This window comes from Rhizobium sp. PK7-22, from assembly GCF_056530405.1.
Genome location: NZ_CP096513.1, coordinates 35,932 through 61,416, shown reverse-complemented (window position 1 = coordinate 61,416; position 25,485 = coordinate 35,932). Strand labels below are relative to the sequence as shown.

General features: G+C 58.3%; 28 protein-coding genes and 5 pseudogenes. 13 read left to right on the top strand and 20 right to left on the bottom strand.

What is annotated here, in order from left to right:
• Positions 1–21: 21 nt before the first annotated feature.
• From M1E10_RS00355 to M1E10_RS00340, 4 genes are all read left to right on the top strand, one after another.
• The gene (locus M1E10_RS00355; RefSeq protein WP_499173048.1) at positions 22–1,104 is read left to right on the top strand and encodes an alpha/beta hydrolase; all 1,083 of its coding nucleotides are present in this window, start codon (positions 22–24) and stop codon (positions 1,102–1,104) included.
• Between the two features lie 79 nt (positions 1,105–1,183).
• A complete protein-coding gene (locus M1E10_RS00350; protein WP_499173047.1) occupies positions 1,184–1,930 on the top strand; it encodes an SDR family oxidoreductase in 747 nt (248 codons plus the stop codon).
• 192 nt (positions 1,931–2,122) lie between these two features.
• Positions 2,123–2,917 (top strand): carboxymuconolactone decarboxylase family protein, encoded by a 795-nt coding sequence (locus M1E10_RS00345; protein WP_499173046.1) that lies wholly within the window; start codon positions 2,123–2,125, stop codon positions 2,915–2,917.
• 27 nt (positions 2,918–2,944) lie between these two features.
• Positions 2,945–3,415: a cupin domain-containing protein gene (locus M1E10_RS00340; RefSeq protein ID WP_499173045.1), complete on the top strand. Its 471-nt coding sequence runs from the start codon at positions 2,945–2,947 to the stop codon at positions 3,413–3,415.
• Between the two features lie 507 nt (positions 3,416–3,922).
• On the opposite strand, the pseudogene M1E10_RS00335 reads toward M1E10_RS00340, so the two are convergent.
• From M1E10_RS00335 to M1E10_RS00325, 3 genes and pseudogenes are all read right to left on the bottom strand, one after another.
• Positions 3,923–5,056, bottom strand: a pseudogene (locus M1E10_RS00335) (transposase); the annotation flags it as partial.
• Between the two features lie 609 nt (positions 5,057–5,665).
• Positions 5,666–6,163 (bottom strand): GNAT family N-acetyltransferase, encoded by a 498-nt coding sequence (locus M1E10_RS00330; RefSeq protein WP_499173044.1) that lies wholly within the window; start codon positions 6,161–6,163, stop codon positions 5,666–5,668.
• A 75-nt stretch (positions 6,164–6,238) separates the two neighbouring features.
• Positions 6,239–6,733, bottom strand: a complete 495-nt coding sequence (locus tag M1E10_RS00325; protein ID WP_499173043.1) for a P-loop nucleotide/nucleoside kinase family protein — start codon at positions 6,731–6,733, stop codon at positions 6,239–6,241.
• 261 nt (positions 6,734–6,994) lie between these two features.
• Here M1E10_RS00325 and M1E10_RS00320 point away from each other — a divergent pair, with 261 nt between their 5' ends.
• On the top strand, positions 6,995–7,198 hold the full coding sequence (locus M1E10_RS00320) for a GNAT family N-acetyltransferase (RefSeq protein ID WP_499173042.1): 204 nt from the start codon (positions 6,995–6,997) through the stop codon (positions 7,196–7,198).
• 177 nt (positions 7,199–7,375) lie between these two features.
• Here M1E10_RS00320 and M1E10_RS00315 read toward each other — a convergent pair whose 3' ends face one another.
• The 7 genes and pseudogenes from M1E10_RS00315 to M1E10_RS00285 form a co-directional block, all read right to left on the bottom strand.
• Positions 7,376–7,783, bottom strand: coding sequence for a DUF1801 domain-containing protein (locus M1E10_RS00315; protein WP_499173041.1), 408 nt, complete (start codon positions 7,781–7,783; stop codon positions 7,376–7,378).
• Positions 7,784–7,884: 101 nt separating this feature from the next.
• A pseudogene (locus M1E10_RS00310) lies at positions 7,885–8,083 on the bottom strand (tyrosine-type recombinase/integrase); the annotation flags it as partial.
• 29 nt (positions 8,084–8,112) lie between these two features.
• Positions 8,113–8,724: a LysE family translocator gene (locus M1E10_RS00305; RefSeq protein WP_499173040.1), complete on the bottom strand. Its 612-nt coding sequence runs from the start codon at positions 8,722–8,724 to the stop codon at positions 8,113–8,115.
• Positions 8,721–9,380, bottom strand: coding sequence for a B3/B4 domain-containing protein (locus M1E10_RS00300; RefSeq protein WP_499173418.1), 660 nt, complete (start codon positions 9,378–9,380; stop codon positions 8,721–8,723). The genes M1E10_RS00305 and M1E10_RS00300 overlap by 4 nt, the downstream gene beginning before the upstream one ends.
• A gap of 83 nt (positions 9,381–9,463) precedes the next feature.
• Positions 9,464–10,231 (bottom strand): AraC family transcriptional regulator, encoded by a 768-nt coding sequence (locus M1E10_RS00295; protein ID WP_499173039.1) that lies wholly within the window; start codon positions 10,229–10,231, stop codon positions 9,464–9,466.
• Between the two features lie 343 nt (positions 10,232–10,574).
• The gene (locus M1E10_RS00290) at positions 10,575–11,945 is read right to left on the bottom strand and encodes a transposase (protein WP_499173038.1); all 1,371 of its coding nucleotides are present in this window, start codon (positions 11,943–11,945) and stop codon (positions 10,575–10,577) included.
• Between the two features lie 376 nt (positions 11,946–12,321).
• Positions 12,322–13,287, bottom strand: coding sequence for an aminoglycoside phosphotransferase family protein (locus M1E10_RS00285; RefSeq protein ID WP_499173037.1), 966 nt, complete (start codon positions 13,285–13,287; stop codon positions 12,322–12,324).
• Positions 13,288–13,707: 420 nt separating this feature from the next.
• Here M1E10_RS00285 and M1E10_RS00280 point away from each other — a divergent pair.
• A pseudogene (locus tag M1E10_RS00280) lies at positions 13,708–13,905 on the top strand (GNAT family N-acetyltransferase); the annotation flags it as partial.
• Positions 13,906–14,074: 169 nt separating this feature from the next.
• Here the strand turns inward: M1E10_RS00280 and M1E10_RS00275 are convergent.
• From M1E10_RS00275 to M1E10_RS00260, 4 genes and pseudogenes are all read right to left on the bottom strand, one after another.
• Positions 14,075–14,464 (bottom strand): type II toxin-antitoxin system VapC family toxin, encoded by a 390-nt coding sequence (locus M1E10_RS00275; RefSeq protein WP_499173036.1) that lies wholly within the window; start codon positions 14,462–14,464, stop codon positions 14,075–14,077.
• A complete protein-coding gene (locus M1E10_RS00270; protein ID WP_499173035.1) occupies positions 14,461–14,709 on the bottom strand; it encodes a type II toxin-antitoxin system VapB family antitoxin in 249 nt (82 codons plus the stop codon). Before M1E10_RS00270 ends, M1E10_RS00275 begins: the two co-directional genes overlap by 4 nt.
• A 282-nt stretch (positions 14,710–14,991) precedes the next feature.
• Positions 14,992–16,031: pseudogene (locus tag M1E10_RS00265) on the bottom strand (GlxA family transcriptional regulator); the annotation flags it as partial.
• Positions 16,032–16,126: 95 nt separating this feature from the next.
• Positions 16,127–16,216: pseudogene (locus M1E10_RS00260) on the bottom strand (TetR/AcrR family transcriptional regulator); the annotation flags it as partial.
• Between M1E10_RS00260 and M1E10_RS00255 the strand changes: the two are divergent.
• Positions 16,185–16,409, top strand: coding sequence for a hypothetical protein (locus tag M1E10_RS00255; protein ID WP_499173480.1), 225 nt, complete (start codon positions 16,185–16,187; stop codon positions 16,407–16,409). The pseudogene M1E10_RS00260 and the gene M1E10_RS00255 overlap by 32 nt on opposite strands.
• A 44-nt stretch (positions 16,410–16,453) precedes the next feature.
• On the top strand, positions 16,454–16,858 hold the full coding sequence (locus M1E10_RS00250; RefSeq protein ID WP_499173034.1) for a homocysteine S-methyltransferase family protein: 405 nt from the start codon (positions 16,454–16,456) through the stop codon (positions 16,856–16,858).
• Positions 16,859–16,893: 35 nt separating this feature from the next.
• On the opposite strand, the gene M1E10_RS00245 is transcribed toward M1E10_RS00250, so the two are convergent.
• Both M1E10_RS00245 and M1E10_RS00240 read right to left on the bottom strand, forming a co-directional pair.
• Positions 16,894–17,619, bottom strand: coding sequence for a Crp/Fnr family transcriptional regulator (locus tag M1E10_RS00245; RefSeq protein ID WP_499173033.1), 726 nt, complete (start codon positions 17,617–17,619; stop codon positions 16,894–16,896).
• A gap of 130 nt (positions 17,620–17,749) precedes the next feature.
• Positions 17,750–18,022 carry a DUF6894 family protein gene (locus M1E10_RS00240; RefSeq protein ID WP_499173032.1) on the bottom strand — a complete coding sequence of 91 codons (273 nt, stop codon included), beginning with the start codon at positions 18,020–18,022 and terminating at the stop codon, positions 17,750–17,752.
• Positions 18,023–18,349: 327 nt separating this feature from the next.
• On the opposite strand from M1E10_RS00240, the gene M1E10_RS00235 reads away from it, so the two are divergent.
• Together M1E10_RS00235 and M1E10_RS00230 are read left to right on the top strand one after the other, a co-directional pair.
• Entirely contained in the window at positions 18,350–18,589 is a 240-nt protein-coding gene (locus M1E10_RS00235) for a DUF6894 family protein (protein WP_499173031.1), read from the top strand.
• A 127-nt stretch (positions 18,590–18,716) separates the two neighbouring features.
• The gene (locus M1E10_RS00230; protein ID WP_499173030.1) at positions 18,717–19,457 is read left to right on the top strand and encodes a Crp/Fnr family transcriptional regulator; all 741 of its coding nucleotides are present in this window, start codon (positions 18,717–18,719) and stop codon (positions 19,455–19,457) included.
• A gap of 238 nt (positions 19,458–19,695) precedes the next feature.
• Here the strand turns inward: M1E10_RS00230 and M1E10_RS00225 are convergent, their stop codons facing one another.
• On the bottom strand, positions 19,696–20,247 hold the full coding sequence (locus M1E10_RS00225; protein ID WP_499173029.1) for a TetR/AcrR family transcriptional regulator: 552 nt from the start codon (positions 20,245–20,247) through the stop codon (positions 19,696–19,698).
• Positions 20,248–20,328: 81 nt separating this feature from the next.
• Between M1E10_RS00225 and M1E10_RS00220 the strand changes: the two genes are divergently transcribed.
• Together M1E10_RS00220 and M1E10_RS00215 are read left to right on the top strand one after the other, a co-directional pair.
• Entirely contained in the window at positions 20,329–21,072 is a 744-nt protein-coding gene (locus M1E10_RS00220) for an SDR family NAD(P)-dependent oxidoreductase (RefSeq protein ID WP_499173028.1), read from the top strand.
• Positions 21,073–21,159: 87 nt separating this feature from the next.
• On the top strand, positions 21,160–21,936 hold the full coding sequence (locus M1E10_RS00215; protein ID WP_499173027.1) for an alpha/beta hydrolase: 777 nt from the start codon (positions 21,160–21,162) through the stop codon (positions 21,934–21,936).
• 222 nt (positions 21,937–22,158) lie between these two features.
• On the opposite strand, the gene M1E10_RS00210 is transcribed toward M1E10_RS00215, so the two are convergent.
• The 3 genes from M1E10_RS00210 to M1E10_RS00200 all read right to left on the bottom strand — a co-directional run bounded on the left by M1E10_RS00210 (position 22,159) and on the right by M1E10_RS00200 (position 24,889).
• On the bottom strand, positions 22,159–23,859 hold the full coding sequence (locus tag M1E10_RS00210) for an FAD-dependent monooxygenase (protein ID WP_499173026.1): 1,701 nt from the start codon (positions 23,857–23,859) through the stop codon (positions 22,159–22,161).
• On the bottom strand, positions 23,843–24,352 hold the full coding sequence (locus tag M1E10_RS00205) for a MarR family winged helix-turn-helix transcriptional regulator (RefSeq protein WP_499173025.1): 510 nt from the start codon (positions 24,350–24,352) through the stop codon (positions 23,843–23,845). The genes M1E10_RS00210 and M1E10_RS00205 overlap by 17 nt, the downstream gene beginning before the upstream one ends.
• A gap of 222 nt (positions 24,353–24,574) precedes the next feature.
• Entirely contained in the window at positions 24,575–24,889 is a 315-nt protein-coding gene (locus M1E10_RS00200) for a winged helix-turn-helix transcriptional regulator (protein ID WP_499173024.1), read from the bottom strand.
• Between the two features lie 161 nt (positions 24,890–25,050).
• On the opposite strand from M1E10_RS00200, the gene M1E10_RS00195 reads away from it, so the two are divergent.
• Complete coding sequence (locus M1E10_RS00195) at positions 25,051–25,326, top strand: nuclear transport factor 2 family protein (RefSeq protein ID WP_499173023.1); 276 nt, start codon at positions 25,051–25,053, stop codon at positions 25,324–25,326.
• Positions 25,327–25,485: the final 159 nt, after the last annotated feature.

Sequence of the window (25,485 nt, the reverse complement as noted above, 5' to 3'; positions counted from 1 at the left end):
CACTCGGACAGGAGATTCCAGATGAGCAAGCACACTGAATCGCAGGACGGCTTCAATTCGAGCAGGCGTGGCCTGATGAAAGCGACCGGGGTCGCCGTCGCAGCCATGAGCCTGATTCCGGCGGCTGCGGCGGCCCAGACGCTGGCCCAAACCACGGACTGGGACAAGACCTTCCCCAAGAGCGACAAGGCCGACCATCAGAAGGTCTCGTTCAAGAACCGGTACGGCATCACTCTGGCGGGAGACCTCTACCTTCCCAAGGAGCGAGGCAACGGCACGCTCGCCGCCATCGTTGTCAGCGGGCCGTTCGGCGCGGTGAAGGAGCAGTCGTCCGGGCTCTACGCCCAGACGATGGCAGAACGCGGATTCGCAACGATTGCCTTCGACCCATCCTATACCGGAGAGAGCGGCGGCGAACCTCGTAACATCGCCTCGCCAGACATCAACACCGAGGACTTCAGTGCCGCGGTGGACTTCATGGGCCTGCGGCCAGAAGTCGATCGCGAGCGGATCGGCGTAATTGGCGTCTGCGGCTGGGGTGGCATGGCGTTGAATGCCGTAGCGGTCGACAAGCGCGTCAAGGCTGTCGTCGCCAGCACCATGTACGACATGACCCGTGTCATGTCGAAAGGCTACAACGACACCGTCACGCTGGAACAGCGCACCAAGACCCTGGAGCAGTTGAGCCGTCAGCGATGGGTCGATGCGGAAAAGGGCACGCCCGCCTACCAGCCGGCGTACAACGCCGAAGTCAGCCCGGACTCCCCGCAGTTCATGATCGACTACCACGACTACTATTCAACGCCACGCGGCTACCACAAGCGGGCGGTCAATTCCGGGAACGCCTGGTCGCAGACGACACCGATCTCGTTCATGAACATGCCGATCCTGACCTACATCGCGGAGATCTCGCCGCGTCCCGTGCTGCTCATCCACGGCGAGAAGGCTCATTCGCGCTACTTCAGCGAGACGGCCTTTGCAGCCGCCGCGGAGCCGAAGGAACTGATGATCATTCCTGGCGCAAGTCACACGGACCTTTACGACCGCATGGACAAGATCCCGTTCGACCGGATGGCCCAGTTCTTCGGCCAGCATCTCGCATAAGCCGACTACTCCCTAGAACCAACCAGAGGCGGCGAGGTGACCTTCTGGTCGCGTCGCCGCTCGCTTCAGGAGACATGAAATGACGGACAACATCACTGGCAAGACCATCCTCATCACGGGCGCATCAAGCGGCATGGGTGCCGCAGCCGCCAGACATCTCGCGGCGAAGGGAGCCAACGTCGTTCTGGGGGCACGCCGCTTCGATCGCATCGAGGCTCTCGCCCGAGAACTCAATGCGGCGGGCCACAAGGCCACGGCCGTCGTGACGGACGTGACCAGTCAGGAGGATCTGCGGAGGCTGGTCGACACCGCAGTCGAATCCTACGGGCGGATCGATGTGCTCATCAACAACGCGGGGGTCATGCCGCTGTCGCCCATGGAGAGGCTCAAGATCGACGAGTGGGACCAGATGATCGACGTGAATGTCAAAGGCGTGCTCTACGGTATAGCTGCAGCGCTCCCCCACATGAAAGAGCAGAAGTCGGGCCACATCATCAACCTGTCCTCCGTGGCCGGACACAAGCTCTTCGCGGGGTCGGCTGTGTATTCGGCGACCAAATTCGCAGTGAGAGCTTTGTCGGAGGGACTGCGGCAGGAGATGGCTCCGTACAACATCCGCACGACGATCATCTCACCCGGAGCCGTCAAGACGGAGCTGCTGGACCACATCAGCGAGAAGGACATGCAGCAGGCGAACCAGGATTACGTAGGACAGGTCGGCGTACCTGCCGACACGTTCGCCAGGATGGTCGCCTTCGCGATCAGTGAGCCCACTGATGTCGCCGTGAACGAGATCCTGTTCCGCCCGACGGCGCAGGAACTGTAACCCAAGGATTCCCCGCCCGCACCGGTTATCTGAGCCGAGCCAAGACGGCCAAAGGTCAGCCCCTCGGCGCTCTTCGTAATTGCTATGTCGCCGAGGTTTGATGTCGAGATCGGATAGACCCTATCAGAAACGGCATTCTAATCCTGCATTTCCTTGGAACTATCTCAAGATGGCAAGCCCATCAAAGAAAGGATGACGACCGTGAAAATCCTGGCCGCCGCCACCCTCACACTTGCGACCATCGCATCTTCACAAGCGTTCTCCCAGCAGAGTTCGACCATGACCAGATCATCAAGCGTATCTTCGGCCGACATCCGGAGCGTCTCCCCCGCTCTCGGCCGATACGAGAAGGAGGACGCCGTTGAGGGCCTTTGGGCCCGTCAGCAGCTTTCGATCCGTGACCGCAGCGTCGTCACCGTCGCCATCCTCGTCGCCCGCAGCCAGACCGCCGATCTTCCACACTACATGAACCTCGCGCTCGACAACGGCGTCATGCCGAAGGAGCTTTCCGAGATCATCACTCATCTCGCTTTTTATGCGGGCTGGACGAATGCCACGTCTGCAGTCTCAGTCGCTCACCATATATTCGCCGAGCGAAACATAGGTGCGGATCAGTTGCCTGACGCTTCTCCGGCTCTCATGCCGCTAGACCAGGAGGGTGAGGCTGCACGTCAAAAGGCGGTCCACGGCCTGCTGGGCGATGCCTCGCCTGGGCTGGCGGATTTCACGACGGATCCGCTGTTCAAGGATGTCTGGCTGCGGCCGGATCTCTCGCCTCGTGATCGCAGTCTCGTGACCATCACGTCTTTGATGGCCAATGGACAGGTCGCTCAGCTCGCAGGCCACCTCAATAGGGCGCTCGACAACGGCCTGACGGCGGAGCAGGCAGGCGAGGTCGTCACCCAGATCGCCTTCTATGCCGGTTGGCCAAACGCCTTCTCGGCGGGGCCTGTCGTCGCCGAAGTGCTCAAGAAGCGCCAGCAGTAACCGACAAGCAAGAAGGACTGAACTCTTATGAAGAAAACCCTCCTCGCCGCTACTCTTTCTACGATGGCCTTGGCTGACGCGCCTGCGGCTAGATCCGAAGGCATCACGATTAACCCCGTCGGCGCTGCAGCATCGGTCATCGCCGATCCGAAGAACTTCACAGGCAATGTGGTTGTAGACATGCTGCTGCCTAGTTCACTTTCAACGCCAGCTTCGTCCGGACTTGTCATCTTCGCACCCGGCTCTCGGACTGCGTGGCACAGCCACCCACTTGGACAGATGCTGATCGTCACAGCCGGCAAGGGCTGGGTGCAGCAAGAAGGCCAAGAGCGCCAGGAGATTCGACAGGGCGAGTCTGTTTGGATTCCAGCAGGTATAAAGCACTGGCATGGTGCGACTGCGCAGAACGCCATGAGCCACTACGCCATCACCTACATCCAGGACGGCAAGAACGCCGAGTGGATGGAACTGGTTTCTGACGAGCAGTACGGTGACTGACCAAGCGAAACTGGATTAGCTATAAAACGACATCAGCACGGCCTTGGCTTGCTGGGGCCGTGCCTCAACTTCTCAGAAGGTAGGAGGAGCGATGGGAAGCACGTTGATGTCTCGGATCCCCCACTCTTTACGCTTCCACTCGAACCCGACAACGCGGCGAGGCGATAAGATGGCATTTTCAGCGTTCCAGATCTCCGTGGGAGCCGCTCTGGCTCTCGTCGTGAGTGTTGGATGGGTCGTCCACTGCTGAAGAATTTCAGCATCGAACCCTAACCGCAAAAAGGAGGGGATCACCTGGTGAGGTGATGACCGCTTGTGGCGCATCAGCAACATGGAGGCGATCGGCCCAAAGCCGCCCTTGCTGACAGGGCGTGCTGGCCCTACTAAGTCATCTATCCCGAACGACTGTTGGGTTGCTGCATGTTTCGAGCCACCGTCATACTCGCGGCCTTCGTGGCGTTCACTGAGCCAACCCACGGATGCTCTAAGCGAGCAGGCGTCAGCACTGTTGAGATCGCGCGGCACCTTGCGCATCGGCATGTTCGGACAGCAGCGAGGCTTCAGTTCGCAGCGGTCACAGTCCCTCTTGCTGGCACGGTAAAGCCGCGTCCCTTCGGCCGTGATCCCTGATCTGGGTGTAGCATAGGTTCGATGGAACTGCTTCAGCTCCTTACCCGCCGGGCAGATGTAGCGGTCATTCTCGGCCTCCCATGAGAAGTCCGAGCGGGAGAAGGTGCCGTCCGTCCTCTTCGACTTATCGAAGACCGGAATGTGCGGCGCGATCTTCCTCTCCTTGACCAACCATGCGAGATTGTCTGCGGAACCATAGGCACTGTCAGCAGCAAGATAATCCGGCCGTAGGCCGAACCGACTCTCTGTCCTGTCGAGCATCGTGCGCGATGCACCGACCTCAGCCTGGCGAATTGCACGTGTCGCCTCCACGTCCAGAATGACGCCGTGGTCTGTATCGATCAGATAGTTGGTGGCATAGGCAAAGAAGGCATGGCCTTTGTGGGCACCGGTCCATTGAGCGGCCGGATCGGATGAAGAGATGAACTTCGGCGTCACTGGCGAGGCAGCACCAAAAGCCGCATCATCGAGAACCGCCAGATACTCTTGAACTGAGCGGCCAGCGTCCTCTTTGGCTTCCCATTCCGTACCCGGTACCGATCGCTGTTTGTTGGCATCTGCTGCAATCAGGCTGGCATCGACGGCAAATCCTTCCGCACCGACCAGCCCTTGCGCAAGACAGCGCTCCACGACCGTCTCAAACATATGTCGCAGGATGTCGCTCTGCCGGAACCGGCCATGGCGGTTCTTCGAGAAGCTGGAGTGATCGGGCACCTTTCCGTCCAGTCCGAGGCGGCAGAACCAGCGATAGGCGAGGTTAAGATGAACCTCCTCGCACAGTCGCCGCTCCGAGCGGATACCCATGGAATAGCCGATGATCAGCATTCGCATCATCAGCTCGGGATCAATCGAAGGGCGACCCGTGTTGCTGTAAAAAGGCTTCAACTGCGCTCGAATGCTATCGAGTTCTAGATGGCGGTCGATCCCGCGCAGCAGGTGGTCTGTGGGGACGTGATCATCGAGGCAGAAGTCGTAGAAGAGCTCCGCCGGAGCCGTCTGACATCCCATCATCACTCAATCCTCCGCAAATCCATGCGGCGATTGAATCACGGCCGTCTAGCGTGCGCAATGCGGGTTCAAATTCTTCCTGCGTCGCGTTAGAGGCAATTTACCTGACCGGCAGCAACATCCGCCGCAAGGGTACTGGCGACCAAGCCAACCGTAACGGTCATGCCATGCGCCGCGCCAACGAATCCCCAACTCTGTCGTAGTGCGGGCCGGAAAATGGAAATCAACAACACCACCAAGCTGCCTAAGGCCGTCGCCGCGAGTAGTAAGGCTGCGGGCGGGGAATAGGTCGGAATGACCTTCCAACAACTGGCAAGCGTGTATGGTCCGCCAGTTGTGTAGGCTGCGAAAGCCAAAGCGATCCAAACCAGCGCGTGAGCTACTAGCAGCCATCTTCCCCAAGCCCTCATTCGTTAATTCCAACTCTGCACTGCTGACTACCAGACCAGCTCACGTTCCAAAAACTGCCGCTCGATAAATATCGGACCGCCGACGGCACCGTACACCGCACTGGCTGGAACTTGATACTGTCACTTTGCAGAGTTTTTCAACGGTATCGGCGCGAAGCAGAAAACGCCTCTCGGACAAAACATGTCACCCAGGGGCTAACGCTCACGGTCTAGAATAGCGAAAAACGATATCGTGGCGATCAAGCCTCGGGGCGGTCGGATCGAGAATGCCGCCTAAACGACTTGCTACGGACATGGATTTGAAGTTCTGAGGGGAGGTGTAGCTCACTAAAGTCGATAGCTTTAGTTCCACAAAGCCCCAATCTCGCATTACCCTAGCGGCCTTCGTGGCATATCCACGGCCCTCGTAGCCTTCGTAAAGAAACCATCCCAGTTCCGTTTCGGGGAAGTTCGGGCCAGCGTTGATGCTGACTTGGCCGACGCACTCCTTAGTATCGGTCAGCTCCAACATAAGCGAGCCGTGGCCAAAGAGGTGCCACATCGCGATGTCCCCACAGAAAAGTCCCCAGGCCGCTGCCCTATCAAAGGGGCCACCCATGGCTGCTGACCGTTCGGAAGCTAGAAAGTTCTCGTAGGCAGCAAGGTCCTCGATCATCATGGGACGAAGCGTTATATGGTCCGTCACAAGAGTGGGTATCATGGATTCCTCCGTCGGGGAGAGACGTCCGGTACTGGCGCTTCAGCGCCATCAGCGGTTGGCTCGCCTTGAGGTTGTTCAGAGCAGTTTTACCACTTGTGACACGCTTTCTTCAACAGAAAGGAGGAACGTGTCCAGACGTAGATCGGGGGACCACGGCTCGTACTGTCGTTCCTGTATTTGGACCCAAGTTGGATTGGCTCGACCCTCTATGGCAGGTGATCGCGTCTCGGCCCGATGGCGATGTGTCGTGACGTCGGAGCAGAAGACTTCTACCTCAATGAACTTACTGCCCGTTTCGATCGCGACATTTCTGAATGCAGCGCGGGTGATTTCGACCGGATTAACGGAATCGGCGATGACGGTCTGACCCAGCCGCAAATTATCTGCCGCTAACCGATAAAGGGTAACGTATCCTGCTGGTCCGACATCCTGTCCGTCCGCCAGGTCACAAGAGGTGATGGCTTGTTCTATAGTATCGACCCGCAGGTAACACGCGCCTATTCGCCGAGCCAGCGCCTGGGCAACCGTACTCTTCCCCGAACCCGGCAGTCCACCCAGGATAATCAGCATCCTCACCTTCCGTCAGCTTCTGCCTACTAGACTCCCGCTGCATTTCGATGACTGCAAAGTTCGCTTCTGAGCCATGACGGCAGTCGGCCCAAAGCCGCCATTGCGTAAGCCCTTACATGATGCAAAAAACAGGCATGAGCACCGCAGTTTTTATGACCCGAGAAGCCAGTCGCGACGACTTTCAGCCCTGCTTGAACTTTATCAGCATCTGGCGGAGGGGGACGAGCGACCGAGCCTAGATTCGGCGGAGGAAGTCTTTGAGTGGCTAAAAGCTTACAAGGCAGCGCGATCATAGTGGGGCAAGTGGCGGGTGCCTTGGTGGCCTCTTGCACTTTGATTGTTGTTCCGAATCTCACGCGTGGCGGAAGGCCATACGGGCTCATCGAAAATGTCGTCACGCACCGCAATTTTCGAAACAGAGGCTTCGGCAAACAGGTTCTTCTGCAGGCCGTTGATCTAGCCTGAGAGGCCGATTGTTACAAAACAGTGCTCATGACGGGCTCGAATAAGCGGGAGACACTGGATTTTTATCACGGGGTGGGGTCCGGCCAATCGAAGATGGGGTTCCAAATGCGACGGAGTGCAGCCAGACACGACGCTCGATTAGATGACGGACAATGGCGCAAAATAGACTGTTTCATTCTAAAGCTTAGCGCCTGGCAAATTAGCTGCTTGAGTAAGCCAACTCCTCAGCAACTCCTCATTAATTGTTTCATCTTCATGAAGGTGCACGTAGCGTACCTCATCCTGTTTAGAGACAACTGGCGGCGGCGGAGACAGCGATGCACCCTTGAAGAAGGTCACCTTGACGTACCTTTCGAAACAGTGAAAGGCCACGAACCAACCGTTGTCAGGGATACCGTAGAAGGGGGTGTTCCATTTCACTGCCTTTTGGGCATCGGGAACGACAGCACTGATCAGGTCGTCAAGTTGCCTTCCTATCCCATTCTTCCAACCTGGCATTGCCTCGATATATGCCTGAACCGGACCATCACCTTCGCCTTTAGGAATTTGTGGGTTGCCACCCGACAACAGTTTCGCTGTACCCATTGTGATTCCCCGAGTTTGAGAAAAATAAACTTACCACCGTCGTAGAGAATGTCAGCTCCGGGCGCGAGCGAGACCACCGGCTGTCGCCGATGGTCAAGAACCTAAAGCTCAATTTGCTCCGCAATTCTGAAAGCATCGTCTATCTCTACGCCGAGGTATCGGACGGTGCTTTCGAGCTTCGTGTGACCGAGCAGAATCTGGACCGCCCGAAGATTGCCCGTCTTCTTGTAAATGTGCTGCCTTAGTTCTCCTCATTGAGTGGGTGCTATATGCGCTGGCATCAAGCCCGACTGATAGGACTTTCGCGACAAGAATTAGGACTGAGCTCGTCATTTGGTCGCCAATGCGAGCTGAGCGGCAAGCGCTCCAAACGCAGCCGCGAAGCCGCGCCGCATCCAACGTTGAACGATCGGATTCGAGACGATGTGGCGGCGCAGATAAGCGGCGAACACGCCGTACGCCGCAAAGATAATGAAGGTCAGCGCCATGAACACAAGGCTGAGATGCAGCATCAGCATGATCGGGCTGGCCACACCAACCGCTACGAACTGCGGCAGGAAGGCAAAAAAGAAAATCGAGAGCTTCGGGTTGAGCAGGTTGATGAGGATCGCTGAAGCGATCACCTGCCGGTTGCTTTTGACGATCGGAGCGCCGTCGATGCGCAGGACACCTCGCTCACGGAACATGGACCATGCCATATAGAGCAGATACGCCACGCCGAGCCCTTTTAGGATATGGAAGGCGGCGGCGCTCGTATGGAGCAACGCCGCAAGGCCGCTGATCGCGGCAATCATATGTGGCACAATTCCAAGTGTGCAGCCGAATGCGGCGACAAGGCTGGCCCGCACTCCGCCCGACAGGCCGGCGGCAAGCGTGTATATGGCCCCCGTGCCGGGAGAGGCGACGATCACGAGCGTCGTCAGCAAAAACTCGATGCTCATGCCGCTGCCACCTTGCATGCAGACCATGATTGAAGCAGGGCGGCTTTCAGTGCCGCCATAAGGTTGGCAAGGTCTTGCGCTGCGGTCGGATGCAATGCCTCTGCAACGATGAAGGCGGTGATCGTTTTGCTGTGAACGGCGGAGTACCCGCTTTCCCGTTCGTCCAGCGTCGCGCGCGCTCGGCCGCTCCTACGCGCGAAAATGACTTCGCCAAGCTCCGGGTTTTCTATCTCGCCGGAAAACGTCTCGTACATTTTCGCGCCGGTTGCGGGCCGGACTTCCAGCCCGCCGCCGATCCTTTCTGCGTCGCAGACCGCGATCGGGACCGCGTAGGCCAGCGAAACGGCGTTGCATAGGTCAATGAGCGTACGAAGGCGCGGCAGGCGCCTTTCCTTGCGAAACCGGCGCAACAGCGCTTCCGAGGCGCACCGGTATTGTGTCGGCTTCAGGCCCATCTTGGCGAAAGCACGTCGCCACGCCTGTATCTCTGGTAACTCGCCCTCGGATGATGCGGAAAGCCGGGTGATGGCAACTGCATAGAAACGGGCGATAGCATCAGAACCATCGGCGTTGGGATGGATGGATTGAAGGTGGAGGGTGCGCGTTGCGAGCTCCGGGAATTCAAACAGCGTCGTAACGGTATTTTGAAAGTCTATAGGCATGTGGCTGGCTCACTAAGATTTTGAGCCGTTGTCCTCCTGCGGCGCCCCATCGTCTTGAACGAAATTGCAGTCTGAGCCTATCGCCTTGCCGCCGCATAGTACCCCGGCGACATGCCGTAGGTGCGCACGAACAGCCGCGTCATATGACTTTGATCCGCAAAGCCGCTGGATACGGCAGCCTCCGCCAGATCATTCCCGCGCGCGATCATCCTTTTCGTCATCTGTAGCCGGCGCTGGATCATATAGGCGTGGGGCGTCAACGCGGTCGCACGGGCAAACCCACGCAGCAACTGGAAGCGGCTGATCCCGCAAAGTTGCGCGAGATCGTACAGAGAGAGAGGCGCGTCCGGCTCATCATCGATTTTCGCTATGGCCGCCGCAATCGCCTTCGGGACGGATCGTGCCTCCTTGACTGCTTTCCTGTTCTCGACAAGTTGCTCAAGCATGAGAAACAGGAGCTCCTCGGCCTGCATGTTTTGTGCAGTACCGGAGCACACAGTCATGGCGGCAAAAAGCGAGCGGTAGCGATTCGCAACGCCCCTATCCCGGATGACCGGATCGGGCAGTTCGAAGGCTCCTGTTCGTCCTTCCGTCATGTCGTAAAAAAAGCCTGAGACGGTATACGGCTCGAAATACAGCATCTGCCAAGCCCGGCCGCCATCACCGATGGGTGCGCCGTCATGCACCTCGCCTGGATTGACGGTGATGACGTCGCCCGCTTCTGCTTCGACCATACCCCGACCGCTGAGCGAAACTTGGGCGCCCCTGTTGATCAAGCCGATCCCGAATTGATCGTGCATATGGCGGCCGTAGGCCAGCGCCGTGTTGGCCTCGACGGCATCCACTCCGTCCACTACGGCGTGCCTGACCCGGAATGAGGAAAGACGTTCCCTGCTGCCTTGCACTTGTCAGGTCATCCCGTCATTTTTCCATGGCTCGCCTGAGCGGTTTCTGTCTTTTCATTTGTAGGGTTGCTGCAATAACCCGAATTAAAGCAACACTTGTTTTTCTGACTTTTGTGAAGTCACAGAATAGTTGTTTTTGAGGCAGCCACCATGACCGCTTCTGGCGGATATCGTTGAAAAACTCGCTGGACTTGCCGTTGAGCCGCTCAAATCTGATCTCGGAACGAGATAGACGTAGCATATGCCCCCGCGCTCTAGCGCAGGACATCGATCAATGCCGCTATTAAGCGGCATTGATGCTACGCGTCGGCCTCAGTTTGGCTAATCTCCTCAGGTTTTGGGCGGTTGCGGCAAGGAGGAATTCGTCTCGCGCACCACACGGCCCTCTCAGTCTTAATCGTGCCATCCGTAGAATGCGCTTGAGGTGAGCAAAGAGCATCTCAACCTTCTTCCGGCGATGGCGCGACTGCACGTATTCCGGCGTCGTGGCAATCGCGCGGGCGACATCACGGGCATCCTCATTCAGATCACGAGGCACCTTGCGCATCGGCATGTTCGGGCAGCAGCGAGGTTTTAGTTCGCAGCGATCACAATCCCTCTTGCTGGCACGGTAAAGCCGCGTCCCTTCGGCCGTGATCCCTGATCTGGGTGTAGCATAGGTTCGATGGAACTGCTTCAGCTCCTTACCCGCCGGGCAGATGTAGCGGTCATTCTCGGCCTCCCATGAGAAGTCCGAGCGGGAGAAGGTGCCGTCCGTCCTCTTCGACTTATCGAAGACCGGAATGTGCGGCGCGATCTTCCTCTCCTTGACCAACCATGCGAGATTGTCTGCGGAACCATAGGCACTGTCAGCAGCAAGATAATCCGGCCGTAGGCCGAACCGACTCTCTGTCCTGTCGAGCATCGTGCGCGATGCACCGACCTCAGCCTGGCGAATTGCACGTGTCGCCTCCACGTCCAGAATGACGCCGTGGTCTGTATCGATCAGATAGTTGGTGGCATAGGCAAAGAAGGCATGGCCTTTGTGGGCACCGGTCCATTGAGCGGCCGGATCGGATGAAGAGATGAACTTCGGCGTCACTGGCGAGGCAGCACCAAAAGCCGCATCATCGAGAACCGCCAGATACTCTTGAACTGAGCGGCCAGCGTCCTCTTTGGCTTCCCATTCCGTACCCGGTACCGAGCGCTGTTTGTTGGCATCTGCTGCAATCAGGCTGGCATCGACGGCAAATCCTTCCGCACCGACCAGCCCTTGCGCAAGACAGCGCTCCACGACCGTCTCAAACATATGTCGCAGAATGTCGCTCTGCCGGAACCGGCCATGGCGGTTCTTCGAGAAGCTGGAGTGATCGGGCACCTTTCCGTCCAGTCCGAGGCGGCAGAACCAGCGATAGGCGAGGTTAAGATGAACCTCCTCGCACAGTCGCCGCTCCGAGCGGATACCCATGGAATAGCCGATGATCAGCATTCGCATCATCAGCTCGGGATCAATCGAAGGGCGACCCGTGTTGCTGTAAAAAGGCTTCAACTGCGCTCGAATGCTATCGAGTTCTAGATGGCGGTCGATCCCGCGCAGCAGGTGGTCTGTGGGGACGTGATCATCGAGGCAGAAGTCGTAGAAGAGCTCCGCCGGAGCCGTCTGACATCCCATCATCGCTCAATCCTCCGCAAATCGGTACGACGATTGAATCATGCCTATCGTGGAATGCAAATCCAATATTATATCGAGCTAGCCGAGCACTGCAGCGAGCTATTATGCCACCTGAACAACCCACAGCTGGAAAACGCATTTGGTCCATCATCAAGGTGATCTGGACAGTGTCGATTATCATTGGGTCCACCGGACTAGGCGCGGTGATCGGCTGGGAATCCCACGGAATTGTCGGTGCGATTGCCTCGGGTTTCGTCGGCCTCGTGGTTGGCATTTTCCTCAGCTCACCTACTCTACTCCTGCAAGTGATCCCTTGATCAAGGTGAGTTTTTCAACGGTATCGGCGCGAAGCGGAAGACTCCTATCGGCTTATTAATCCCTAGATTTCGTCGGCACTCGCCACGGCAGATAAAACCCGACTCAGTTGCAATTCCCACAACCAGCGCATCTTCTCTGCCGTTTCGGGTTTAGAACACCATTCAAGCGGGACATGCAAACATTGGCGCACGGCAGTCTTCCAATCGATCAGAGCCTGTGCCCAGGGATAGGAAGGATCGTCTACCTCGCTGTGCCAACAGCGGACGATCTCTGCTTCGTGTGCAATTCTGAGATCTTCCGGCCACCACAATACGAGAAAGTAGGCGAGATCGTGTATGGCTAATGCGTAAGTCAGAGACCAATCAAACGGCTGACGATCAATGAAGAAAACCGGGCTGTCGTTGCCTCTCGGCGTCAAAATATTCATTGAGTTGAGGTCGCCATGAAGTAGGCTCATTCCACGACGGTCCATCAGTCGATCCCGCAATTGCACCTCAAGTGCTGTTGCTTCGTTGTAGAGGTCATGACCCGAAATGTACTTTAGCGCGGCAATTCCAGGGCGGACTTCATGGAAATATCGGTCCAGAGCCTTTTGATCAGGTACAGGAAGAGCCTCCCAGTGATGTTTATGTAAACGACCCAGCGCTTTTGCCACCGCAACACCGTAAGTACGGCTGGGCAGCACGTCTCGACGGTTGCTATGAGTTTCCGCCAGATCATCCAGCAACAAATGATAGCCGACCTGACCGTCAAATTCGGCATTCCAGCATTTCACAAGAGGCGCATCAGCCATCGTGACATAGTCGCGCGTGTAATAATCAACCTCCGAACGGCCGAATGATGATCCTACACATATTTTGACCCGAAGCGATGCCGTCTTCCCGTCGCGAAACTTCACAGTCAGCGGCACTTGGCTCGACCAATTGCTGCTCTCGATCTTCATTTTCAAATAGGTGACTTCTTTTTGAAGCACGTCGCTCAGCCACTGAGGTGTGATGCTTTCCCCATTCGAGATCACGTTACTCATGCGCACCCATCCGGACTTGAAAACTGCCATGTTATACAGAGAAGACTTCATGTCCATGACTGCAGATGGCGCGATCTGGCCGAATCGCCTGCCGGCCCTGGGCGACATGCCGATGACCCGTCAATTGTTTAGGATGTAGGTGATTTCAGTGGGACCATTCGCAGAAAATGCAGGGAACGCCATGACAGTAGAGATCAGGCTTGCTGAACCTAGTGATGTTGCAATCCTATTTCATATTCGGACTTCGGTGCGGGAGAACCACATATGCCGAGAGCGTCTTGCTGAATTAGGCGTTACCGACACTTCAGTCTCTGAGATGATTTCCGCTTCGCCATGCGCTTGGGTCGCTGTCTTGAGAGATGAAATCGTTGGCTTCTCAATGATTGACCTGGTTAACGCTCTCTTTTTGCCGCGTTCGTTCTCCCAGCACACGAGGGAAAGAGGTTGGGCACCCAACTCGTGCTTGTAGCGGAGAGCGAGCTATCCAAGCGCCACTCAGAGATTTGGCTTGAAACGGAAAGAGACAGCCGAGCGGTGTGCTTCTACAGGCGTCTCGGCTGGGGCAACGAGCGCGAGGCCAAGGGCAACCAAATCCGGCTTACCAAGACAAAGCTTTGATGTGTCCTGTTGGCGCGAGAGGACCATCGGCAATCCGCCGATGGTCACGAACCTACAGTTCAATCTGCTCAGCGATCCGCGAAACGAACGAGCCGAAAGCGGAGCCCCTTCCGGGCACCAAGACACCAGTCAGCACGTTAGCCTTCTACTCATCATACCAGTTCGTGCGTCATGCTGCCGATCGAATGTCTGTCTCTGTGAAATCGTTTCCCTTGAACAGCAATGGTTCGTCAAAATCCCTGGCGAGAGCGTAGGCAAAACAGTCACCGAAATTCAGTCCAGCTTTGTGTCTCCCCTTCCCAAAGTCGAGGAATGCCTGTCGGGCCAGATGGCCCTGCTCCACGGTTACTGGCTCGATGTCGATCGCTGCGCGGCGGACGAAGGCATCGGCCTGCCTCATACCTTCCGATCCGAGCTGCTTTTCGATCACCATGGACAATTCCAAATAGCTTGCCACGCTGATCCGGCTGGTTCCGGAACCGTGGATCATTCGCGTGAAGGCAGCAGCCTCCGGCTCACCATAGAGAATTGCAACCATGGCGGACGTGTCGATAATCATTTCGGCAGGCCGTTCTCGTCATAGAGAAGCTCGGCGTGATCGGAGCAAGGTCGCGTCAGATGGGCTGCGGCCCTGTCGGCGATCGCTAGAAGTTCTTCAACAGACGCCTTGCCTCTCTGTTTTTCAATTTGCGCATATCGCTCACGCAGCGCATCGGTCACGACGCGGCTCATACTCTGCCCGGTCGCATGAGCAATCGCCTGAGCGAGGCGGTGCGCTTCAGGGTCTTTCACGTTGAGGCTCATGTGAGTGTACCTATTCTACCTAATTCACCAATCTTCTACCATTCTACCCCATTGCGCCGCAGTCTCCAAGGAACATACTGCATCAAATTAGCCTCTTCCTTCGTTGGCCCCTGGTCGAGCTGGCATTTGAATAAGATGATCCAAAGCCACTCGGTGGCTCCCGCCGTCGTCGCGGAAGATGGCCGCTCTAGCCACCATCATTGGCCCACCTACTTCCGGGACTTCTTCCGCCACGATTTTCGCCCTCACCAGCAACTGGTGCTGGTCGCGTTGCAAAGACGGCTTGGCATAGTTCGGCATCTGAAAGCGGCGGCGATAGTTGCTCGGGGGCAAGCCGGTTACCCTCCTAAACAAGCGCCGGAAGAAGGCCGGCTCCTCGTAGCCAACCAGCCAGCTAATTTCGTCCACGGATGTCTCGGTCCGCTCCAGCCGGCGCTTTGCCTCCTCGACGCGCAGGCGCTGCACATAGGCGATAGGGCTGAGGCCGGTCCCCTGGGTGAAGCGCCGCTTGAACGTCCGCTCCGCCAGACCCGCCCGCCGGATCATCTCCTCCAGCGGATTGGCGCCGGAAAAATGATCCGCGAGCCAGTCCTGCGCCGCCTGGACCGCCGCGTGGCCGTGATCGCGCCTGCCCTCGAAGACCATGTAGGGCGCAAGTCCGTCCTGATGCCACTGCAGGGCGAAGGCCCGCGCGATCGTCTGCGCCGCCGTGGCGCCTGCATGGCGGGCGATCAGGTAGAGCACCAGGTCGTGCCGGGTCATGGAGGCGCCGGAGGTGATCAGCTCGTCGCGCTTGCCGCACGCCACGAGCACCTGTTCCGGATGGATCGGCACCTGCGGGTGGACGGCCTGGAAGGCCCGCGCGTAGCCGAAATGGACGGTCGCATCGCGCCGTCGAACATGCCTCCTTCCGCCAGCAGGAAGAGCCCGGAGCAGGCCGAGCAGATCAGGGCGCCCCTGTCGTGCATCGCGCGGCTCCACGCCACCAGCTCCGGACAGCGCCCGGTGATCCAGCCGTTGGGGCCGAGCAGCACCGAGGGAACGATGACGATGTCCGTCCGCTCGATCTCTCCCACTGCCACCTGCACCGGCACCTTGCTGGCCAGCATCAGAGGCCCCACCTGCTCGCCGACGATCTCCACCCGAAAGGGTGGGGGTCGGGGTAGACCCCTGGCTTGAGGCACAATCGAGAAGGCGTTCATCACGTCGAAAATGCCGCTCAGCGTCGAGACCACCGCCTCCGGCAGGGCGACGAGACTGACATGCAGCGGCGCCGGCCCGGCGTCCTGCACAGGGTCTGCCCCGTCGTTGCCATTGGGCATGGTCATCTCGCATCCCCGAAGAGCGACGAGGATAGCGCCGCCCGGCATGAAATGCCAATCCGGCGCGTCACCGGAAGGAACTCTACCTATTGGCCTGCGCGGCCGAAGATGTCGTCGAAGATGCGCTCGTCGACATCGACGTGCCGGCGCAGCATGGCGCGCGCCAGTTCGTTCTTGTCGCGGAAGGAAACTGCGCTGATTTTCCTGCAGGGTCTCGACCTGCCGCAGTTCGCCGCTTTCGTCCTGCTCAACGACGAAAAGGGTCGGTCAGAACTGGTGAAGTACTACGACAATTCCTGCCAATCGCGCAGCAGAGCGGCCTGGGGTTTGTGCTTGACACCGCCACGTGGCGGGCAAGCCTCGACTGAGGCCGGCTGATCGGCTTAGATGCCGACCGCCTGAAGGCCATCAACGTCGCAGCGGTGGAGCTCGTCGCCGCGTTGCGCAACACCTGGGAGACGCCGTCGACGCCGATCGTACTCAACGGCGTCATCGGCCCACGTGGCGACGGGTACAAGGCCGGCCGCATGGAAGCTGCCGAGGCCGAGGAGTATCACGCCTTTCAGGTTGAGATATTCGCCGGATCCAGTGCGGATATGGTCTCTGCCGTGACGATGAACAAAGTGAACGAGGCGGTGGGTATCGCCCGCGCAGCCAAGACGGCCAAAATGCCCTGCGTCATCTCCTTCACGGTGGAGACCGATGGAAGGCTGGCGGACGGAACCGCGCTCAGGGCCGCGATCGAGGCGACCGAGGAGGCGACCGGCGCACGCCCGCTTACCACATGGTCAATTGCGCGCATCCGACACATTTTGAGCAGGCGCTGAAGCCTTGGTCTTTGACATCTCGTGGCTTCGGAAGTTCAAGACCGTCTGATGGGGAACCCTATGTGACGCTCGTATTCTTGCTCGGGGATGCCATAGGAGCCGCCAGCGATCTCCTCCAGCTTCTGCCTGTTCACTATCCTGATGTTACCCCGCGTGGCCTTGATGGCGTGAGCGCTTTCCAGGATATGAATTTCGTTGGTAACACCTGATCGGCGCACGCCAAGCATGAGCGAGAGGAACTCGTGGGTCAGACGCAGGTCATCATCCCGCAGGCGATCATGGCACATCAGCAGCCAGCGAGCCAGGCGCTCATGCATGTTGTATCGAGCATTGGAAAGCGCGGAATGCGCAAGCTGCAGGTCGCAACAATGAATATATCTCAGTAGGAGATCGTTGGCGGCCGGTACCTGATCGACCATCGACAACAGCACTGCCGTTGGCACCGAAATCCCGCTCCCCTCGACCTGCATGAAGGCCTTGTTCGGCGTCTGCTCGACTCTCAGGAGGATATGTGAAGCCGCCATGCCTTCGTAGCCCATATGGCCGACCTCGACGGATTTGTCGTCCGAGTTGGTCGCCACAAGTGATCCCAAACCCCGCTCCAGGAAGTAGACGAGGTCGGTGGCCACATTGGCGGTGATAAGAGCGAACTTCAATGGTAGTTCGACACGCTGCATCGAAGGTTGCAGAAGCGCGTAAGCTTCAGGAGAGAGCGCACGCAGAAGAAGATTTGAAGTATTCTCTTGAAGAAGGTCAGACATCTTCCAGCCTCCGGCGGGAACGAGCCCGGTCTCATGCGACGTGTGGCGAGGCGTCAGCAATGATAAGCTTATGCGTCAAACTGGCTTGATCGGCCAAGAGCCAGAGGCGTTGTGTACGGTTTTGACATTTCTATTCTGCGGCCGCCCTTGCCGCTGCGAGCGAAGGCTGATCGATGATCTGTACAGCGGCCGAAAACGACAGGACCATAAGGGTAAACCCGTGTTCATCGGTAACGTTCATCAGCCAGGACGAGATATCGGCCTCTTTCAGCAGACTTCCCTTGAGGGGCTCAGCGGTGGTCTCGACTGCCTCGCTACGTACGCTGGCAAGATCAGGATGTTCTGACCCTACCGTGTCCGGGAGAGAAATGCCGTCATGAAGATTGAAGAAATACCGCGTCATGTGTCAGCTGCTCCTGTTCAGGCAAGAGCAAAGGCGGTCTCTCAGCCGTCCGCGCCTGATGTCGTAGCGGGCAATCAGATCATCCATTGCATCCAATGCAGGCGTAAACAAGGCCGACGCCTTTCAGCCAGGCATTGGATAGAAGCAACGCGCCGTTGGCGTCTCTCCGCGCCACGTGGAAGGGGCAGCCCTCTCTTCGTCAATCCGTACAACGCCAGAGCACAGCCTAGCCTTTCCCGCCTGCTGCTCCTATTTGTTCTGATTCAAGATTGATGGCCGCTGTTGCGCATGCCACCCATCCTATAACGCGCGTGGAGTGACGGGAGCATGCCGAGGTACTTTTTCCACCAAGTCACGAAGGCGGGTCTTGTTCGTGACGTCGAGGGCACTGATCTGCCGGACCTGGAACATGCCAGAACCGAGGCAATCATGGACGCCCGCAGCCTGATGAGCGACGCGATCCGGGAAGGGCGGGACATTTCCTCACGAAGCATCCAGATCACTGACGAACAGGGAAGCGTCCTGCTGACGGTACCTTTCGCAGGCACACTCACGCGTGAGGACTAGACGCTCGGTGCGGTTCCGCACCCTTTTGTTGCGGTCTGGCGGCAGCGCGCTACTCTTCTCCCTAACCCCGAAAGGCTCGGAGTAGACGGTGGCAAGGACCTCTGCTCTTCCTGTTGAATGGTAAGGCATGGTTGTTCTGAAGCAGGCACAGATGGCAAACAAACTCCTTGCAGCGCTTCCGTCTGCAGATTTCGAAGCTGTCGCTCCTCGTCTGGAGTACGTCGAATTACCCAAGGGGTCGGTTGTCGCAAGGCCAGATGAACCAGTCGATCACATATACTTCCTGGCAAGCGGCTTGGGCTCGGTTCTCGTGGTGACAACTGAAGGTCGCCGCGTGGAAGCGGGTCTCTTCGGCGCTGAGGGCTATGTTCCGGCCCATGTGGCTGCGGGGGTCAGGCTAAGCCCGCATGAGGTTGTCATCCAGGTTGAGGCGGATGGCTTTCGGATGACATTCGACGCCTTCCAGGAGGTTATCACAGATATTCAGAACTTGCGCGCGTTGGTCCACCGTTCTGTTGCCGCCTTCAGTGTGCAACTATCCTACACTGCAGCATCGAACGCGCTTCACAGCGTCGAAGAGCGTTTGGCGCGTTGGCTGCTCATGTGTGATGACCGTATCCAGGCAGGCGAGCTGCGCCTGACCCACGAGTACATCGCCCTGATGTTGGCCGTCCGCCGTCCAAGCGTCACGACGGCGCTGCATGTCCTGGAAGGAAACCGTTTCATTCGGTCCGAGCGCGGCGTGATAACCATGCGTGACCGCAAGGCCATGGAGGAGTTCGCGGGCGATGCCTACGGCAAGCCGGAGGAATATTACCGCCACATAATGGGAACAGCCCTGCACCCCCTGCCGGGCAATTGCCGCTGAACCGCGCAGCCCAGTCTATTCGAGGTGCGCGATCCTGGTAAGGTCGTCAGTGCGTAGACCGTAGCCCCCAGCAGAGTACTGACTTGTGAAGAGCCGTGATTCGTTAGCTGTTATTGCAGGACTGGGTGCCTCCGCCTGAGAAGGGGACAACGTAGCGCAAACTCGGCTGCCTCATTGCTCGAGACGCCGTGCCTATGCGCGAAACCCGCAATATCGGCCGAACAGGTCTTCAGATATCTCACCGCACGCGCATACCATTGAAGAGCAGGTCCACGAGATGGGCCACGCGCGGTCCAGGTTCGCTGTCCTTTTCGACCGCGATCGAGATCGCGCTCACAACACAGATGATGTCGTCGAAGCTGGCGTCTTGCCGCACAATTCCGGTCTCCTTCGCGCGCCGGAGCAATCTGTGCCCTTCCTCGGTGATCGCGTTGCAGCCCGGCGTTCCGTGTTGAATGACAGTCCCGAGCGAAGCCGCGAGGCTTTGGTAGACGCTGGTGTTCAGTGCGAGCTCCTCAAGAAACTGGCGTAGCGCGTCCTCGGGCTGATGATCCGCATCTCGCGCGCGGCTCGCCTCTGCAACCGACGTGAAGCGTTCGTTGCTGGTGGCGGCTAAGAGGGCTTCTCTCGTCGGAAAACGGCGGTACAGAGTGCCCGCCCCGACCTTAGCTCGCTTGGCGACTTCGTCCAGCGAGACCGTCGCCCCCCGTTCCAGGAACAGCTTTTCCGCAGCGACGAGAATGCGTTGACGGTTTCGTTCCGCATCGGCGCGTAGACCAATTTCGGACATTTTTTCTCCCCGGCTTGCAAAGTGGAGAATGTCTCCATATCGTAAGTGGAGAACGTATCCACTTAGACAAGGGAAGTTATGATGCCTAATCGGTTCGAAGGCAAGGTTGTGGTTATTACTGGTGGCAGTGACGGCATAGGGTTGGCATCTGCGCAGCGCTTCGCAGAAGAAGGCGCCCAGGTCTACATCACCGCGCGGCGGCAGGATTTGCTCGATCTGGCAGTCCGCCAAATCGGCCATGGTGCGGTCGGCGTGCAAGGCGACGTCACCGACCTTGCTGAGCTGACGTCGCTCTACTCGCGCGTCGAGCGTGACCACGGCAAGGTCGATGTCGTCTTTGCCAATGCCGGCATGCACCAACCCGTTCCACTTGAAGCGATCGGGGAAGCACACTTCGATTCGACGTTCGGCCTCAACGTGAAGGGAGTGATTTTCACGGTGCAGAAGGCACTCCCACTGATGACGCAAGGGGGCGTGATCGTTCTCAACGGCTCGATCGCCGGGTCAAAGGCCTACCCAGGACAGTCACTTTACAACGCAAGCAAGGCGGCAGTCCGCTCCCTCGCAAGAAGCTGGACCATCGACCTAAAAGAGAGCGGCATCCGCGTCAACGTCGTCTCTCCCGGCGCGACCGAGACCCGGCTGATGCGCAGCTACTTTGATGCGGCACCTGGCGCTGAGGAAGAGGTGGTCAAGGGGGTTCCGCTCGGACGCTTGGGACACCTCGAGGAAATCGCCAATGCTGTGCTGTTCCTGGCGTCAGACGAAAGCAGCTTCGTCGCCGGCCATGAGCTCTTCGTCGATGGCGGGGTCGCAGCAGTTTAAGCCCGCAGGGATTTCCTAGAAGTGGTGGAGCGACCTTTGGTGCTCCGGAAGTATTTGGAGGGTAATGAAATGTCTTTGATGAGAACCTTGTCTGCCGCCCTGCTGGCGCTGTCACTTGCAGGTCCAGCCTACGCCGAGGGGCCTACCGACGCTCAAGTCTCTAACAAAGGGGTCGCACCGGCCACAGCCCCCGCAAGCAACGTCGTGCTCGTGCATGGTGGGACGACGGATGGCTCGGGATGGAAGGATGTCTTCGAAATCTTGCGGGCGAAGGGGCTGACGGTCACCATCGTTCAATTGCCGCATACAAGCCTCCAAGACGACATTGCAGCAGCGAAACTGGCTGTTGCTTCACAAAACGGCCCCACCGTTCTGGTTGGCCACAGCTATGGCGGCGCCGTCATCACCGAGGCTGGCATGGCACCCAACGTCAAGGCATTGGTCTACGTCGCGGCCCTTCAACCCGACAAGGGCGAAAGTCTGGCTGAGATCAGCAGCCGCTTTCCGATGGGCATCGATTCGAAAATGCTCGACGACAAGCGGTTCGTTCCCAATCGCGCGAGCTATCATGAGATGATCGGCGCCGATCTTCCCGTCGACGTCACCGATTTCATGGCAGCGTCGGCCAAGCCTATGAGGGTGGATACCTTCCAGATACGGTTTAAGAATGCCGCATGGCATGACAAGCCGTCGTTCGGCATCGTGACAACCGAAGACAAGGTCCTTTCTCCCGAGTTTCTGCGATGGATGTATGGCCGCACGTCGACGAAGATAAAGGAGATCAAGTCCAGCCACATGGTCTACATGTCGCATCCGCAGGAGACGGCCGACGTCATCCTTGAGGCCGTCAAGTCGGAGAGGTGACCAAGCGCGGAACCTGCGAGCGAGCCCATCTCAATGAGATGCGACGACCTTTGGCAGAATCCGGTACCGATGCGCCTTTCTGATACGGCGCGTCGGGATGCGTAAATGCGACGGGATTACGCAGCCAACCACCAGTGCGCACAACGGTATCAACTCTGACGTGGGCAGCCGGCCTATCCAGTGAGACGGTAACCACACCGACCAACCAAAACCAATCCCAAGTCACCGCGCAGATGCCGCCACTGAGCCGAATACCTTCTCACAATAGATGCGCAGCTTGTCCGGTCGATCTGCAGTCCCGCGATAGGCTATATGCCCATCCGGCCGAATGAGAACCAGCGCGGCAGAGCGGAGGCCGTAGGCGGAATGTGCTTCGTTATCAAGATCCGATAGGAAAACGAGGGCATGCTCGGTCGCAGAACCCGCTCCGAGAACGAGCCTGGGCCGTACGAAGCTCCAGTCTCGCACCTCAGCACAAGCAGCTTGCAGTGACGCGACAGCATCTGTGTCTCGCCCATCGAAGGCGAAAAGCGTCCAGCCCCAACTGTGGCCGTCGGGATTGTAGAGATACTGGAACATGGTCGTTGAGGTCCCATCTGATGCGATGACCTTGGCGTCCGGTGCCCGGTCACCCGCCTTCGGCGCGCCTTGCCCAACCAGATCCGCAAGGCCAGTCAGATCGTCCTCGTTAAGCGGGCTCTCCGGATAGGCCACGGACAATTGTTGAAGATCGGCACTGCCCTGGATCAACGCGCCTATGTCCGGCAGAAAGCGCGCAGCCAGATCAAAGGCTGCGTCCTTGACGGCTCCGCGATAAACACTGTTTTCGAAGCCGCGGACCTGCTGACCGTCGAGCCTGCGATGCTCGCCACCGCGTTCGGCACCGTAAGAGTCCAGCAGGATCGGCGCCGCACTGCCGTTCAGCGCCATGGCCAGCCGCCAGGCGAGCCCCACAGCATCGTGAAGGCCGGAATTCATGCCCTGCCCGCCGGCCGGCAGCGATTCGTGGCCGGCGTCGCCGACGAGAAACACCCGGTCCTTGGAATAATGCGCTGTGGCGCCATGCTGGAAACGGCTGTGGGTCAGCCAGATCGGATCGGTCAACGTCAGAGACGCGTCTCCCGTCACCTCCCGCGCAATCGCCTGCATCTCCTCGAGCGTCGGATCGCGGTCGGGAATATCCGTGTCGTCGGACAGGAAGAATAGACGGTGATAGCCCTCCCAGACGGGCAGCACGCCGCAAAAGCCGCGGTGATAGTAGAAGAACCACAGGTGGTCGAAGTCTGTCGAGCGGCGCCAATTGAGCTTGGCATCGAGCTGCCGGTTGATCACATGAGGTAACTTCTCAAGCTCAAAATCGAGGCCCAATTCCTTGCGGACAAAACCTGAATGGCCATCGGCGCCGATCAGGTAGCGACTTCGCAATTGCTCGGTCGGCCCCTCCATATGATGGTCATCGTCTTCGCTGACAGTCGCGATCGTCACAAGAACGCCTTCCGCGTCCTGCTCGAAGGCAACGACCTTGCGGCCGCGCTCGACCTGACCCCCTGCACTCTCAATCTGTTCCGACAGCGTTGTCTCGATCACATCCTGGCCGCTGTAGAGAACCGGTCCATAGGGGCTCGGCACGTCGGCGATCACCACCGGGTTCACCGGGCGTCCGTTCAGAAGCGTGTTCACCTGGGTGATGCGGTATGACTTCTCGGCGAGCGCATCGCGGATGCCAATGCTTGCCAGCAGCTCCCGCGGGCGCGCCCACAGATTGTTGGCACGCGAGTATGGCTTGGGGTGGCGCCTCTGCTCGAATATGCGGAATCCGATGCCGTGATGGGCAAGTGCACAGGCTGTGGTGAGCCCGATTGGTCCAGCGCCGATGATGATGACGTCCGTGTCGAAACGGTCAGACTTAGGTGGCATGGTCATTTCGTTCCTCTTCCTGCGTACGGGAAAGGTCGGCCGCCGCCGCACCCAAGGTTTCATCGATGACATCGTTCAGGTCCCTAAGGACCGCCATGGCGGCAGCGAGTCGCTCGCTGCCGATCCGATCGAGGATCTGGCGATCAAGGGGAAGCACTTCAGCTTCAGCCTGGCTGAGGGCCGCGCGACCGGCAGGGGTCAAGACGACAAGCTTTGCGCGTCGGTGATGCGGATTCTGCTCAAACCGGACAAAGCCCCGTTCGACAAGTAGGTCAGCGACACGCTGAACTGCCTGCCGCGTCAGTCCCATGTTGCGGGCGATGTGCGCAACGGGCAGAGGCACCGGAGAGTAGCCGAGCGCACCAAGCACCTGCCACCATGCGGTGGTCAGCCCTAATGGCTGGACGAGCGCGTTGCCCGCATCGACCAAGAGCCCATTCGTCTCGAACACAGCGAGGACGAAGTCCCGAACAGTCTTCTGTGCGTCCGTGGCAATCATGACAACCTGCGATCAATAAGACAACATGATGTCAACACGCCTCCAGACTTTTGGTTCCGCGACGGCTAAGCTATTTCCACAAGCTCGCTCTATATTACGCGGAGTAAGAGCCTGGAGCGAAGGTTGGGAGGAAGGGTGAGGTGAGAAGATGCGCTGTTGGCAGAAGTGGACATTCTAAGGGTTCGCACAAACGTGTTCTGCTGGCACCACGCTCGGCTGTCCTCATTCGGCAATCTCTTGCGACGACTGCTTCAGCAGGTTCTGCACTTTGATGCGATTGTCGTTGCCCCATTCACACAAGGGGATCAACGCCGTGACGAGCGTTTCCCCGAACGGCGTCAGTTCATAATCAACCACGGGCGGTACGCATTGGTGATCTCGGCGTACGAGGACGCCCATTCCAACCAGATCGCGCAACTGCTGGATCAACACCTTCTCGCTGATACCGCCGACCCGCCTCTTCAGTTCCGAGAAACGTGTCGGGTCGCCCTGAACATGGTAGAGGATCAATGGCTTCCACTTGCCGCCGATGAACATCAGCGAAACGTCGAGGCCACATGGCGTTTGAGTTTTCTCCATAAATTCAACACTTACCTTTTTGTAGGTTCTACCTTCTTGGTAATGGCTAGCTTATGTAACCGCTCATCTGAGGCTCGACAATGTCTCAGCTACCGAAAACAGAAAGTAGAGGTCTGATTATGAGCGACAACATCCAAACGATCAGAGATCTCTACGCCGCAGCCGAGGGGCATTCGCTTGATCTGGAGACGTTCCTCTCCTTCTTTTCTGCGGATGCGTATGTTCGAAATGTGCCGGCAGGGGCTGAATTTCACGGCCAGGATATCGCCCATGTTGCGAGCGGCATGGCCGACGCGTTTCCGGATATTCATCGGGAGATCTTCGATATATACGCGATGACCGACGTGATCGTTGTAGAGCTGGCAATTCGCGGCACGCATAAAGGCCGCTTGTGACGCCCGAAGGAACCGTGCCCGCGACTGGAAAAGCCATCGATGTTCCTTGCTGTGATGTCTTCCATATGAGGGAGGGCAAGGTGATCTCGTTTCACTGCTACAACGCCGCATCCATCATGATGGAGCAACTGAGCCCTCTTGGCGGCTCCGTAGCCGGAT